At 73.0% G+C, this 13,588-nt stretch carries 10 protein-coding genes; all 10 read left to right on the forward strand.

What is annotated here, in order from left to right:
- The first annotated feature begins 45 nt into the window (after positions 1 to 45).
- The 10 genes from WME98_RS22650 (at position 46) to WME98_RS22695 (ending at position 13,543) form a co-directional block, all read left to right on the forward strand.
- Complete coding sequence (locus WME98_RS22650) at positions 46 to 1,467, forward strand: aminotransferase class III-fold pyridoxal phosphate-dependent enzyme (protein WP_020742191.1); 1,422 nt, start codon at positions 46 to 48, stop codon at positions 1,465 to 1,467.
- A complete protein-coding gene (locus tag WME98_RS22655) occupies positions 1,464 to 2,447 on the forward strand; it encodes a hypothetical protein (RefSeq protein ID WP_437953158.1) in 984 nt (327 codons plus the stop codon). The genes WME98_RS22650 and WME98_RS22655 overlap by 4 nt, the downstream gene beginning before the upstream one ends.
- 97 nt (positions 2,448 to 2,544) lie before the next feature.
- Positions 2,545 to 2,988 (forward strand): hypothetical protein, encoded by a 444-nt coding sequence (locus tag WME98_RS22660; RefSeq protein ID WP_437953159.1) that lies wholly within the window; start codon positions 2,545 to 2,547, stop codon positions 2,986 to 2,988.
- 502 nt (positions 2,989 to 3,490) lie between these two features.
- On the forward strand, positions 3,491 to 3,772 hold the full coding sequence (locus WME98_RS22665; protein WP_437953160.1) for a hypothetical protein: 282 nt from the start codon (positions 3,491 to 3,493) through the stop codon (positions 3,770 to 3,772).
- Positions 3,773 to 3,984: 212 nt separating this feature from the next.
- Complete coding sequence (locus WME98_RS22670; RefSeq protein ID WP_437953161.1) at positions 3,985 to 4,875, forward strand: formate dehydrogenase accessory sulfurtransferase FdhD; 891 nt, start codon at positions 3,985 to 3,987, stop codon at positions 4,873 to 4,875.
- Positions 4,872 to 7,196: an FdhF/YdeP family oxidoreductase gene (locus tag WME98_RS22675; protein WP_437953162.1), complete on the forward strand. Its 2,325-nt coding sequence runs from the start codon at positions 4,872 to 4,874 to the stop codon at positions 7,194 to 7,196. Before WME98_RS22670 ends, WME98_RS22675 begins: the two co-directional genes overlap by 4 nt.
- 34 nt (positions 7,197 to 7,230) lie before the next feature.
- A complete protein-coding gene (locus tag WME98_RS22680) occupies positions 7,231 to 8,637 on the forward strand; it encodes an aminotransferase class III-fold pyridoxal phosphate-dependent enzyme (protein ID WP_437953163.1) in 1,407 nt (468 codons plus the stop codon).
- Complete coding sequence (locus WME98_RS22685) at positions 8,634 to 9,593, forward strand: histone deacetylase family protein (RefSeq protein ID WP_437953164.1); 960 nt, start codon at positions 8,634 to 8,636, stop codon at positions 9,591 to 9,593. Before WME98_RS22680 ends, WME98_RS22685 begins: the two co-directional genes overlap by 4 nt.
- Positions 9,594 to 9,791: 198 nt before the next feature.
- The gene (locus tag WME98_RS22690; RefSeq protein WP_437953165.1) at positions 9,792 to 10,802 is read left to right on the forward strand and encodes a GAF domain-containing protein; all 1,011 of its coding nucleotides are present in this window, start codon (positions 9,792 to 9,794) and stop codon (positions 10,800 to 10,802) included.
- Positions 10,803 to 10,846: 44 nt separating this feature from the next.
- Entirely contained in the window at positions 10,847 to 13,543 is a 2,697-nt protein-coding gene (locus tag WME98_RS22695) for a type VI secretion system Vgr family protein (protein ID WP_437953166.1), read from the forward strand.
- The last annotated feature ends 45 nt before the right edge of the window (positions 13,544 to 13,588 follow it).

The raw sequence follows: 13,588 nt of genomic DNA on the forward strand, positions 1-13,588 counted from the left end.
GCGGCGATGACACGGGCCCTGCCGTGCGGGATACTCGTCCTGCCCATGGACCTCTCCGACCGCCCCACGCTGCCGTCCGTCCCTCCGCGAAGAGTCGTCACCGAGCTGCCGGGGCCGAAGGCGCGCGCCTACATGGCGCGCGGCGGCTTCGACATGCAGTCGCGCTACCGCGCCGTCGTGATGGACGACACCGCGAGCCGGGGGTGCTCGCTCGTCGACGTGGACGGCAACGTGTTCCTCGACCTGTTCGCGAACTTCGCGCTCGGGGCGCTCGGCTACAACCACCCCGCGCTCGTCGAGGCGGCCCACGGCGAGGCGTTCATCCGCGCCGTCGCGAACCCGACGTCGACGCCGTTCGTGACGACGCCGGCGTGGTTCGAGTTCGTGGAGGCGCTCGAGCAGCGGTACGCCCCGCGCGGCATGGCGCGCGTCTTCTGCGTGGACGCGGGGGGCGAAGGCGTCGAGTCGGCGCTCAAGGCGGCGTTCATCCGGCACGGCGAGCGCCGCCGGGAGGCCGCCGGGCTGCCGAAGAACCCGCTGGAGCTGCCGGAGGAGCAGCAGCAGCGCATCCTCGACAACGCGGGGACCGACGCCGTCGTCGTGTCATTCGCCGGCGCGTTCCACGGCCGCGGCCTCGGGCCGATGTCCGCGACGCACTCCAAGGTCATCCACAAGGCCGACCTGCCCGCGTTCCCCTGGCCCACGGCGCCCTTCCCCGCGAGCCGCTTCCCGCTCGCGCGCTTCGCTGACCAGAACGACCGCGCCGAGGTCGAGGCGCTCGCCGCCCTGGAGCGGATCCTCGACGCGCACCAGGGCAGGGTGGCGGCCGTGATCGTCGAGCCCGTGCAGTCCGAGGGCGGCGACCGGCACGCGAGCCCGGTCTTCTTCCGCCGCGCGCAGGAGCTCGCCGGCAAGGCGGGCGCGGCGTTCATCCTGGACGAGGTGCAGACGGGCCTCGGGATCAGCGGCACGCTGTGGGCGCACGAGCAGCTCGACCTGCCGCGCCCGCCCGACCTGATGTGCTTCGGCAAGAAGATGCAGATGGGCGGGTTCTTCGCGACGTCGGCGTACGACGTCGCGCAGTTCGGGCGCATGTACCAGACGCGCAACGGCGACCGCGCGCGGGCCGCGGTCGCGCTGGCGACGCTCCGCGCGATCGAGGCCGAGCAGCTGCTCGCCAACGTGCGCGCGACCGGCCGCCACTTCCTCGCGCGGCTCGAGGAGCTCTGCGAGCGCTACCCCGCGCTCGCGACCGAGCCGCGCGGCCGCGGCTTCCTGCTCGCGTTCGACCTGCCGACGACCGCGGCGCGCGACGACTTCCTCGCGCGCGCGCTCCGCCGCGGGGTGTTCGCGAGCTACACGGGGACGCGATCGGTGCGGCTCCGCCCGCACCTCATCACGACGACCGCGGACGTCGACGAGGCGGCCTCGGTGTTCGACGCCGTGCTGCGCGAGATGGCCGGATGATCGTCGACCCGCGCGACGTGCGCCCGGGGGAGGGGCCGGAGAAGGTCGCGCGGGCGCTCGCGCGGTTCTCCGTGGTCGAGGCGCAGGACGACGCGGCGTTCGACGAGGGCTACCGCGCGCTCGACGAGGTCTTCGGGCCGAAGGGCGAGCTCGAGCGCCGCGAGGTGCTCGCGGCGTGGTTCGCCGGGCAGCACACGGACCCGGCGGCGCCGATCGAGGCGAGGTACCACATGCTGCTCGCGCGCAGCGTGGACGACGGGCGCCTCGCCGGCGTGCGCGACGGCTACGTCACGCTCGACCGCGCCGCGCGGCGCTGCGTGATGCTGCTCTCGCACGCCCTCGTCCTGCCGGCGTACCGCCGCTCCGGCCTCGCCGCCCTGCTGCGCGCGGCGCCCGTCGCGCTCGCGCGCCGCGCGCTCGAAGGCGCGGGGCTCGGCGGCGGCGGCGCGGAGGTGATGCTCGCCGCCGAGATGGAGGCCGTCGACCCGGACGACCGCGACACGGTGGTGCGGCTCATCGCCTACGGCCGCGCCGGGTTCGCGATCGTCCCGCCGGCGGTGCTCCCGTACGCGCAGCCCGACTTCCGCGACCTCGCGGCGCTCGGCGTGGCGCCGGTGCCGCTGCCGCTGCTCGCGGTGGTGCGCCAGGTCGGCGAGGAGGGGCGCGACGACATCCCGCGCGCCCGGGCCGCGTCGTTCCTGCGCCACTACCAGGCCGTCCACGCCGCCGAGGTGAGCCAGGGCGAGCTCGCGCCGATCCGCGAGAACGCGCTCGCGCGGCTCGCGGCGTTCCCGGGCGAGCGCGTGCCGCTGATCCGGATCCCGCGCGATAAGGCCGAGATCGCCGGCTTCGCGCCGGTGCTCCGGAGCGCGGTGATGCCGCTGTTCCCGCCGGCGTGGCGCGGCAAGGCGCCGCTCGACGCGCCGGACCGGGAGCTCGAGCGGCTCGTCGCCGCGTGGGCCGGCGGTGGAGAGCGCTAGCGCGGGCGGCGCCGGCGCCGCAACGAGCGTTCGACGAGCGCCCTCTCTCAGCCGCGGTGTTCTTGATGGGACAGCGCCATCATGCTAACTGCCTGAAATGGCCCGCACCTTCATCGCATCCGACCCGCGCTCCGGCAAGCACGAGGCGTTGATCGAGGTGCGACCCGACCTGCTCGACGGGGCGGCTCCTGCCGACATCGAACGGTTCAAGTGCCGGCTCTACGAGCGTCACATTCACGCGGGCATGCTCATCACGCCCAGGACCGCGCATCTTATTTCTGACTCGTTTACATCCGTTGAGTTTTCCAGCGAGTCGTACGACGTCAAGGTACTACCGACTGGCAAGCTGTTCAGTCGAGTCGATAATGGCGTCGAGCATGGCGAAGGGCTCTACGTTCAGGTCAGGCGGTGGCTCGAGGCGGTGGGGCGCTCATGGTGGAGCTCTGTGCCGGACGAGGCGCTTTCGATGATGCTCCCCGCCATGATCGGGCTCGCCGAGGCCGACCTCGAGGAGTACGAGGATTTGTCTGACGCAGCGTGACGACGTTTCATGAGCACGTTCTTCGTGTACCTGGAGACAAATGGCTAATTTCGTTCATTTTGCCGCACCACCAGTGGAGGGGCGAAGCCCGCTCTCTCCTTGAGGCGGCAGAGCAGGGCGAGTGCCAGTTGCGCATCCCAGTCGCCGCATTTCTCGAGGCGCGACATGTGGTTCAGAGGGAGACGGAGGATCATGCCAGGGCGGTGAAGGCCGTGTCCGAAGGTCTATCCGCGGCCGCACGGAACCTGAAAAATCCTGCGCTCCTTGCCGTCGCCAGAGAGGTCGTCAGCGCCGAGTCCTCCTATCACCTTCCCGACCCGCAGCGGGAGCTGGAGAATCTGAGCGCCAGGTGTAAGCGCTTCATGATTCACCATCCGCAAGAGGAGCAAGCGGCAATGGATGCGCTCCTCCCCAGCGTGGGAATGCGGGGAACCGACGTCGTCGATCTCCACATCATCAGCGCCATCCCGATCGTGATCTCAATCGCGTGCCAGAGGCAGCCGTGCTTTCCACAAACTCGAAAGAGTTCGATGTCGCTGGCACAACCAGCAAGCTGCCGCGCGACGTGTACTCCAAGCGGCGACTCGTCTATCTGTCCAAATTCAACCTCGCTGGCGCGAAGGCGCTGTGGAAGCGTGATGATGAGCGAGGGTGGCCAACGCCGCAGCCAACGAGCCCCGACCCGCGGCGGAGGGAAGTCCAGAAGCTTCTCTCTGGACTGGATGACAGCCAGATTGATCCCTTGCTCGAGCAGCTTCGCAAGCTCGTCTCGCCGCCGCCCTGATGGCGACCCGCAGCGCCTTGAGGATAGCGAGACGATGAGCCCCATCGTCCGCATGGGGACGTCTCGACCCCTCAGCTAGGATCAGGGGAGTCGCCCGCCGTTGCATTTCAGCCGGAACGTCGCCCCAAGGGCCGGCACCGAGCGAGCGCGGCTTCGCGGGGGTCTGCTCGACCGGGCGCGGCGCGGTAGTATGGAGCGCGGAACGACCCCGCATGCCGTCCACCACGACCCCCGTTTCCATCCGCAGGATCACCGACGAGGGCGCCTCGGACGTCGAGGACCAGCTTGCCGTCGAGGCGCCGCTCGAGATCGTCGTCGTCGCGCGCGCCGCGCACGCCGCGCACGTCGACAGCGCGCGCCCCCCGGCCTTGCAGGAGCGCGCCCCGCGCCGGCTCGGGATCACGATGCGCACGCCCGGCAACGACCGCGAGCTCGCGATAGGGCTCCTGTTCGCCGAGGGGATCATCTCCCGCGCGGCCGACGTTGTCGGCGTCGACGAGCTCTTCGGCCCCTCGGGCGACCTCGTGCGCGTCGCGCTCGCCGAGGGCGTGACCGTCGATCTCGGGCGCAGCGAGCGCGCGCTCGCGGTCGCGAACGCGAGCTGCGGCGTCTGCGGCAAGGCGTCGATCGACGTCGCGTCGTGCGCGCCGCCCGCGCCGCTCGCGCGGGGCGTCCCGCGGATCGCGCCGGGCGTCGTGCACGGGCTCGCCGCGCGGCTCCGCGGCGCGCAGCCGGTGTTCGGGCGGACCGGGGGGTTGCACGCGGCGGCCCTCTTCGACGCGGGCGGCACCCTCGCCGACCTTCGCGAGGACGTCGGGCGCCACAACGCGGTCGACAAGCTGATCGGCGCCGCGCTGCTCGCCGGGCGGCTGCCCGACCCGGGCGCGGTGCTCATGGTCAGCGGGCGCGCCGGGTTCGAGCTCGTGCAGAAGGCGCTGCGGGCCTCGATCCCGGTGATGGTCGCGGTGGGCGCGCCGTCGAGCCTGGCCGCCGAGCTCGCGGCGGCGCACGGGATGACGCTCGTCGGCTTCGCGCGCGACGGGCGGTTCAACGTCTACGCGGGCCGGGAGCGCATCGCGGCCCTTTCGGAGGCGGCGTCGTGACGGCGCGGGACGCGCTGCGCGACGTGCAGGCCGAGCCGCCGCTCGAGGCCGAGGCGCCCCGGCTCGGCGAGCGCAGCGCGGCGGCCGGCGGGCTCGCGGCGGTCGGGGCGACGCTGCAGCACGCGGTCTCCGAGATGGGGGTCGCGCGCGCCGTGCGCACGCTCCTGCACGTGAACCAGGGCGAGGGCTTCGATTGCCCCGGCTGCGCGTGGCCCGAGCCCGAGGAGAGCCGCTCGGCCGCCGAGTTTTGTGAGAACGGCGCGAAGGCGGTCGCCGAGGAGGCGACGCTCCGGCGGGTCACGCCGGAGTTCTTCCGCAAGCACAGCGTCGAGGAGCTCTCGCGGCAGTCGGACCACTGGCTCGGCAAGCAGGGGCGGCTCGTCCACCCGATGCTGCTCGACGAGGGCGCGTCGCACTACCGCCCGGTGTCGTGGGACGAGGCGATCGAGCTCGTCGCCGCGTCGCTGCGCGCCCTCCGCTCGCCGGACGAGGCGGTCTTCTACACGTCGGGGCGCACGAGCAACGAGGCGGCGTTCCTCTACCAGCTCTTCGTGCGCGAGTACGGGACGAACAACCTGCCCGACTGCTCGAACATGTGCCACGAGTCGAGCGGCGTGGGCCTGCGCGAGGCCATCGGGGTGGGCAAGGGGACCGTCTCCCTCCACGATTTCGAGCGGGCCGACGCGATCTTCATCGTCGGGCAGAACCCGGGGACGAACCACCCGCGCATGCTCTCGACGCTGCGCGAGGCGCGGCTGCGCGGGTGCGAGATCGTGACCGTGAACCCGCTCCCCGAGGTGGGCAACGAGCGCTTCCAGCACCCGCAGCACCCGCTCGATCTCGTCGGCGCGGGGGTGCCGCTCTCGACGCTGTTCCTCCAGGTGCGCATCAACGGCGACGTCGCGCTCTTCACCGGCATCATCAAGGAGATGCTCGAGGAGGAGGAGCGGCGGCCGGGCGCCGTGCTCGATCGCGCGTTCATCGAGCGCCACACCCACGGCTTCGAGGCGTTCGCGGCCGCCGTGCGCGCCGCGCCGTGGGACGACATCGTGGAGCAGAGCGGGATCCCGCGCGACCGGATCCGGGCGGCGGCCGAGGTCGCGATGCGGTCCGAGCGCACGATCGCGTGCTGGGCCATGGGCATCACGCAGCACCAGAACGGCGTGGCCAACGTGCAGCAGGTGATGAACTTCCTGCTCCTGCGCGGCAACGTCGGGCGGCCCGGCGCGGGCCCGTGCCCGGTGCGCGGGCACAGCAACGTGCAGGGCGACCGGACGATGGGGATCTGGGAGCGGCCGCCGGCCGAGCTGCTCGACCGGATCGAGGAGAACTTCGGCTTCTCGCCGCCGCGCCGCCACGGCCTCGACACCGTCGCCGCGATCGCCGCGATGGCCGAGGGGCGCGCGCGCGTCTTCTTCGCGCTGGGCGGCAACTTCCTCTCGGCGACGCCGGACACGGCCTTCACCGCCCGCGCCCTCGCCCGGTGCGACCTCACGGCGCACGTGTCGACCAAGCTGAACCGGGCGCACCTCGTGACGGGCCGGCGCGCGCTCATCCTGCCCTGCCTCGGGCGCACCGAGCGCGACGTGCAGGCGCGCGGGCCGCAGTTCGTGACCGTCGAGAACTCGATGGGCGTCGTCTCGAGCTCGCGCGGCAACCTCCCGCCCGCCTCGGAGCTCTTGCGGAGCGAGGTGGCGATCGTGGCGGGGCTCGCCCGCGCGACGCTGGGCGCGCGCTCGCGCGTGCCGTGGGAGGCGCTCACGGCCGATTACGATCGGATCCGCGACCTCATCGAGCGCACCATCGACGGGTTCGACGACTTCAACGTGAGGGTCAAGGACCCGCGCGGCTTCGCCCTGCCGAACGCCGCGGCGCGGCGCGAGTTCCGCACCGCCACCGGCAAGGCGAACTTCCTGGTCCACCCGCTCCCGCGGCACGAGCTCGAGCCGGGCGAGCTCTTGATGATGACGATCCGCAGCCACGACCAGTACAACACGACCATCTACGGGCTCGACGACCGCTACCGCGGCGTTCGCGGCGGGCGCCGCGTCGTGTTCATGAACGCCGAGGACGCGGCCGAGCGCGGGCTCGCGCAGGGGGACCTCGTCGACATCACGAGCCGCTTCTCCGACGGCGAGCGCGCGGCGCGCGCGTTCCGCGTCGTGCTCTACACGATCCCCCGCGGCAACGTGGCGGCCTATTTCCCCGAGGCCAACGTGCTCGTGCCGCTCGGCAGCATCGCCGACAAGAGCAACACCCCCGCGTCGAAATCGATCGTGGTGCGCGTCCGGCGGGCCGTCGCGAGCGACGGATCCGCGTGACGCTCCGCCGCGCCCTTTGCATTGGAGTCCGACCATGAACGCACCGCCCAGCATCTCTCCGCCCATCCCCGGTGAGCCCGAGCGCGCTTCCATGCGCACCGCCGTCCCGGGGCCCGCGTCCGAGGCGCTCCGCGCCCGCCACCATCGCTACCAGGACGCGCGGCCGATCCACCTCTATCAGGACGCGCGGAAGAGCCTGGGCAACTACATGGTCGACGTGGACGGCAACGTCCTGCTCGACGTCTACGGCCACATCGCCGCCGTGCCCATCGGCTATAACCACCCGGATCTGCTCGCCGCGTGGCGCGACGGCCGCTTCGACTGGTGCGCCGGCTACCGCTCGGCGCTCGGGGTCGCGCCCGCGCCCGAGTGGGTCGACATCGTCGAGAAGACGCTGATGCGCGTCGCGCCGAAGGGGCACTCGCACGTGTTCACCTTCACCACGGGCGCGGAGGCGGTGGAGAACGCGCTCAAGGCCGCGTTCATCCGGCTCGCCCGGCGCCGGCGCGGCGGCGCGCAGCCGAGCGACGCCGACCTCGCCGCCTGCATGCTCAACCGGCAGCCCGGCGTGAACGCCTTCAAGGTGATCTCCTTCGAGGGCGGGTTCCACGGCCGCAGCATGGGCGCCCTCTCGGCGACGCGGAGCAAGCCGATCCACAAGCTCGACATCCCGGCGTTCGACTGGCCCGTCGTGCCGTTCCCCGCGGTCCAGTTCCCCGAGGCGGCCCACGCCGAGCAGAACCGCGCCGCCGAGGCGCGCTCGCTCGAGGCGGTCAAGGCGGCGATCGACGCGCACCCGGACGAGGTCGCCGCGGTCATCGTCGAGCCGATCCAGGGCGAGGGCGGCGATCGCCACGCGAGCCCGGCGTTCTTCCAGGCGCTCCGCCGCCTCACCGCGGAGCGCGGCGTCGCGCTCATCATCGACGAGGTGCAGACCTGCGGCGGCGGGACCGGCGCGCTGTGGGCGCACGAGGCGTGGGACCTGCCCGAGCCGCCGGACATGGTGACGTTCTCCAAGAAGATGCAGCTCGGCGGCTTCTACTGCTGCGAGGAGCTCGCGCCGATCGAGCCGCTGCGCATCTTCAACACCTGGCTCGGCGATCCGCTCCGCGGCGCGCAGCTCGAGGTGATCCTCGAGGTCATCGAGCGCGACCGGCTCCTCGAGAACACGCGGGCGACGGGCCAGCGCCTGGTCGCCGGGCTCGAGGACCTCTGCGTCCGGTACCCGGGGGTGCTCTCGGGCGCCCGGGGCAGCGGCACCTTCGCAGCGGTCGACTTCCCCCACGCCGCCCGCCGCGACGCGGCGCTCACCGCGCTGCGGAACCGCGGCCTGGAGGTGGGCGGCTCGGGCGAGCGCACGCTCCGCTTCCGGCCGGCGCTCGTCTTCGCCCCGCGCCACGTCGCCGAGGCGCTCGATCTGCTCGAGTCGGTCTGCAAGTGACCGGTGCCTCGCCTCCGATCCGGGTGTTCCACTCGCCGCGCTATTTCGCGGACATCGGCGAGCACGTCATGCCGATGCGCAAGTTCGCCCTGGTGCGCGAGGCGATCGAGCGGAGCGGCCTCTGCGCGCGGGTTGAAGAGCCCGAGCCGGTCGGCGACGAGGACCTGCTCCGCGTCCACACGCCCGAGTACGTCCGGGCGATCGCGACCGGCGAGCCCCGGGCGCTGGCCGAGTCGCAGAAGTTCCCGTGGTCGCCGGCGCTCGCCGGGGCGGTGCGCTTCACGAACGGCGGCTGCGTCGCCGCGGCCTTCGCGGCGCTCGAGGACGGCATCGCGGGCAACCTCGCGAGCGGCTTTCACCACGCGCACGCCGATCACGGCCAGGGCTTCTGCACCTTCAACGGCCTCGTCGTCGCGATGGAGCGCGCGCGCGCCGAGGGGCGCATCCGCCGCGCCCTGGTGGTCGACATGGACCTCCATTACGGCAACGGCACCGCGTCGCTGCTCGCGTCGCGGCCGTGGGCGTTCCAGCTCTCCATCTACGGCAACTGGTACAAGCAGAACCGGGCGTACCGGGACGTCGATGCCGAGCGCGCGCCGGACACGGAGAACGGCTGGTCGGTCCCGGTGCCGGGCGGGAGCGGCGGCGCCGCCTATCTCGAGATCCTGGAGCGGCACCTCGGCCCCGCGATCGACCGCGCCGCGCCCGACCTGATCCTGTACCAGGCCGGCGCGGACCCGTACCGCGAGGACCCGTATTCGCCGCTCGACCTGACGCACGACGACCTCCGCGCGCGCGACGAGGTCGTGTTCCGGGCCGCGCTCGAGCGCCGCATCCCGATCGCGTGGGTCCTCGCGGGCGGCTACACGCCCGACGTGAGCCGGGTGGTCGACGTGCACCTCGGCACGTTCGCCGCGGCGGTGCGGGCGAGGGAGGCGCAGGCGGCTCGGGGATGACGTCTGCGGGGTCGGGCTCCTGTGCTCGGAAGCTCAGCTCAGCCCATAAGCCCTATCCGTAGCTCTGCCGAGCCGCTGGCGCCGCGCGCGCTCCCGGCAAATCCGCGCCGCGCAGGTGAATGCTCCCGCGCCCCGGGTTCCGCGGGGCGCGACGCAGTGCAGCGCCGGGGCGGCAGTCTTTGCTGGTAGACTTTCGCCATGGCCGACCTCAACGACCCCGTCCGCCTGGCCGAGCTGCACGGCGCCATGCTGCGCACGGACGCGGACGCCATCCTCGACGCCTGCGTGACGCGGGCCGCCAGGCTCGCGCGCGCGCCGATCGCGTTCGTGAGCCTCGTCGTCCGCCACATCCAGCTCCTGCGCGCCCACCACGGGCTGCCCCTGGAGCTCGCCGTGAGCTGCGCGACCTCGCGGAGCAACTCCTTCTGCCAGCTCGTCGTGCGCGACGAGGCGCCGCTCCTCGTCGAGGACGCGCTGCGGGACGAGCGCGTGCCGAAGGAGCTCGTCGAGCACTACGGCATCCGCGCCTACGCCGGGGTGCCGGTGCGCGTGCGCGGGCACGCGATCGGCTCGCTGTGCGTTCTCGACGTCGTGCCCCGCCGCTTCGACCCGCGCACCATCGACGGGCTCGATCAGCTCGCCATCGAGGTCGCCGGCCGCCTCTCCGACCTCGTCGAGCGCGACGCGCCGGTCGGCAGCGCCGACGTGCAGGAGCGCCTCGTCCGCATCGAGCAGGCCACGCGCGTGCTGGAGCGCGCGCTCCTGTCCCTCGCCCCGGTCATCGCCGCGGCGCAGAACGCGGCGGGGGTGCGGCCGCAGGCGCCCGTCGACGCGATGCACGCGACCCCCTCGGCGCTCGTGACGATCGCCAGCCTGCGCGCGGCCGTCGGGTGCTGGCGCGACATGGGCTCCGTGGCGGACGAGCTCTGCGACGAGGCCGCGGCCGTCGCGAGCTCCGCCCCCGCGGCGTCCGGGCTCGTCGCGGCGGCCCGGGCGCTCGCGCGCGGCATGGCCGAGGTGGGACCGCTCGTCCGCCTCGCCGAGGGCGTGCTCGAGGGGACGCTCGAGGAGACCGCCGCCGAACGGGGGAGGTCGCTCGTGCTGCGCGGCGCGATCGACGCCCACGAGGCCGCCTGCGCGGCCGTGAACGAGATCCGCGCGGGCGCCCTGCGCGCGCGCGCGGCGACGGGCAGCGGGGCGGCGCCGTGATCTAGATCGCGCCGAGCGCATGCTCTACGCTCGGCATTCCGTCCATGTCGCGCCTCTCGCTCTCGTTCGCGTCCAAGGAAGAATCGCTCTCGGTGCGACGGTTCTCGGTCCGGGAGCAGATCTCGTCGCTCTTCGAGGTGTCGATACTGGCCGTCTCCGAGATCGAGGATCTCGATCTCGACAGCCTCGTGGGCAAGGCCGCCGCCTTCAAGGCCGAGTCGGCCGTCCTGCATTCGGCCGTTCCCGCCCGCGTCTGGGCCGGGCTCTGCGCCCAGGTGGAGCAGGTGCAGGTCGAGCCGACGGGGCTCTCCACCTACCGGCTGCGCATCGTGCCTTTGCTGTTCCGGGCGACGCTCCGGCGCAACAGCCGCATTTTCCAGCACATGACGATCCCCGAGATCGTGCTCCAGGTGCTCAAGGAGTGGGAGATCGAGCCGGAGGTGGCGCTGGGCGCGAAGTACCCCGCCCATGAATACCGCGTGCAGTACGGCGAGACCGATTACGCGTTCATCTGCCGGCTGCTCGAGGAGGCGGGCATCTCCTTTTACTTCTCGCACCGCGCGGACGGCGGCCGCATGGGCGCCGAGCTCACCCGCCTCGTCCTGAGCGACGCCCCGCAGCGGCGGGAGCCGCGCCCCGGCGCTCCCATCGCCTACGTCGACAACCCGAACCAGTCGTCCGGGCGCGAGTACGTGAGCGAGCTCGTCGTGAGCCACGAGGTGCGGCCCGGCCACGTCACCCTCCGCGACTTCGATTTCAGGTCGAGGCCCGATGTTCAGCTCTTCGCCGAGGCGCGGGAGGGGCTCGAGGAGGAGCTCCGCTACGAGCAGTACCACTACGTGCCAGGGGCGTTCGTGGTCGAGCCGGGCAAGGGCGGCGACACGCCGGTCGCCGACGACAGGGGCGTCGCGCGGGTCGACATCAAGGAGGCGGAGGCGCTCGCGGCGAGGAGCCTCGAGGGCGAGCGGGGCGGCCGGCGCGCCGTCCGGTACCGCACCAACGCCCTCGACCTGTGCCCCGGCGTCGTCCTGTCGCTCGGCGGGCACCCCCGCAAGGAGCTCGCCCCGGACCAGGCGCTGCTCGTCGTCGCGTCCACCTTCGAGGGCGATCACAGCGGCGAGTGGACCATGACCGGCGAGGCCGTGTTCGCGCAGCAGCCCTACCGCCCCGCGCGGCGGACGCCGAAGCCGCGGGTCGTGGGCGTGCAGAGCGCGATCGTGGTCGGCCCTCCGGGCGAGGAGATCCACACCGACGAGTTCGGGCGCGTGCGCGCGCAGTTCCACTGGGACCGCGAGGGGCGGTTCAGCGACGCGAGCTCGTGCTGGATCCGCGTCAGCCAGGGCTGGGCCGGGAGCCGCTACGGGCTCGTGGCCATCCCCCGCGTCGGGCAGGAGGTCCTCGTCGATTTCTTCGACGGCGACCCCGACCGGCCGGTGATCGTGGGCCGCGTCTTCAACAGCACCACGCGCGTGCCGTACACGCTGCCCGCCGAGAAGACCAAGAGCGGCTGGAAGAGCGACTCCTCCCCGGGCTCGGGCGGGTTCAACGAGCTCTCCTTCGACGACGCCGCGGGGCGCGAGCTCATCCACGTCCAGGCGCAGCGCGACTACACCGAGATCATCAAGCGGGATCAGCGCTCGACCGTGCTCTCGAACCGCTCGGCCAGCGTGACCGGCGCCGACGCCGTCACCGTCGGGGGGAGCCAGAGCGTCAACGTCGTCAAGAGCCAGAGCCACACGATCGGCGAGCAGCAGATCAACCACATCGGCGAGGGCCGCACGTCGATCGTGCGCACCTCCGACGCGGTCGACGCCGGCGACAGCCAGAGCGTCACGGTCGGCGACGGCGTCGGGTACACGATCAACAGGGACAAGACCGTCCAGATCACGAACGGCGTCGCGTCGATCAAGATCACGCCGGAGGGCATCTTCATCGACGCGCAGGGCAAGCTCGAGATCTCGGCGGGCGGGTTGCTCAAGCTGTCCGGCGCGGAGGTGCAGATCGACGGCGGGCCGAACGTGCTCATCAACACCACGTCCGCGAAGGCGCCCGCGGTGGCGACCATCGGCAAGGCCAGGGCGCCGAGCGCGCCGGGGCGGCCGGGCGGCGGCGGCGAGACGAGCGCGCCGGCCGAGGTGATGCGCGGCGGCGGCGCCGTCGAGGCGCCGGGGGGCATCGAGGACGTCGAGGTGGAGGGCGCGGCGCTGCGGCTCGACCGCGCCGTCGCCTCGCCGCCGCTCACCCCGGCCGCGGCCCCGGCGTCGCTGCAGATCGGGCCCGCCGCCGGCGCGGCGATCCAGGAGGCGGTGCGCGCGCCCTCCGCGTCGCTCGCCGCGCTGGTGGCGGCGGGGGGCGGCGCCCTGGAGCTCTTCCGGCTCGCAAAGGGGGAGAGCCTCGCCTCGCTGCCGTCGACGCTGGACGTGCTCGGTCCGGTGCTCACGGCGCCGCTGCCGGCGCTCGGCGGCCTGAGCGCGGGCGACCTCGGGACGCTCGTGAACGCGGGCAGCGCGGCCGGCATCTTCCACGTCGGCGGGGCGGGCGGGCAGGTGGCGCAGTTCCTGGCGCTGCGGACCGCGGCGGCGCCGCGGTCGGTGAACGGCGCGGCGGTGAAGACCGCGGCGCAGGCGACCGAGGCCTCGGGCGTGCCCGCGGAGCGGGCGTACGCAGGGGCGCTGTCGGCGCAGGGCGTGGCCCTCTACCGGGGCGACCTCCAGGGCGGCTTCGCCAAGGTGGAGCCGTGACGCCCGGGGCCGGCTGGATGTCGGAGAGCGAGCGCTGCGCCTCGC

The organism is Sorangium sp. So ce296 (assembly GCF_051529605.1).
In the GTDB taxonomy this organism is placed as follows: Bacteria; Myxococcota_A; Polyangia; order Polyangiales; family Polyangiaceae; genus Sorangium; species Sorangium cellulosum_D.

Coding starts and splice junctions, on each gene's coding strand:
- WME98_RS22650 (WP_020742191.1), top strand. CDS start 46: ATGGACCTCTCCGACCGCCCCACGCTGCCGTCCGTCCCTCCGCGAAGA.
- WME98_RS22655 (WP_437953158.1), top strand. CDS start 1,464: ATGATCGTCGACCCGCGCGACGTGCGCCCGGGGGAGGGGCCGGAGAAG.
- WME98_RS22660 (WP_437953159.1), top strand. CDS start 2,545: ATGGCCCGCACCTTCATCGCATCCGACCCGCGCTCCGGCAAGCACGAG.
- WME98_RS22670 (WP_437953161.1), top strand. CDS start 3,985: ATGCCGTCCACCACGACCCCCGTTTCCATCCGCAGGATCACCGACGAG.
- WME98_RS22680 (WP_437953163.1), top strand. CDS start 7,231: ATGAACGCACCGCCCAGCATCTCTCCGCCCATCCCCGGTGAGCCCGAG.
- WME98_RS22690 (WP_437953165.1), top strand. CDS start 9,792: ATGGCCGACCTCAACGACCCCGTCCGCCTGGCCGAGCTGCACGGCGCC.
- WME98_RS22695 (WP_437953166.1), top strand. CDS start 10,847: ATGTCGCGCCTCTCGCTCTCGTTCGCGTCCAAGGAAGAATCGCTCTCG.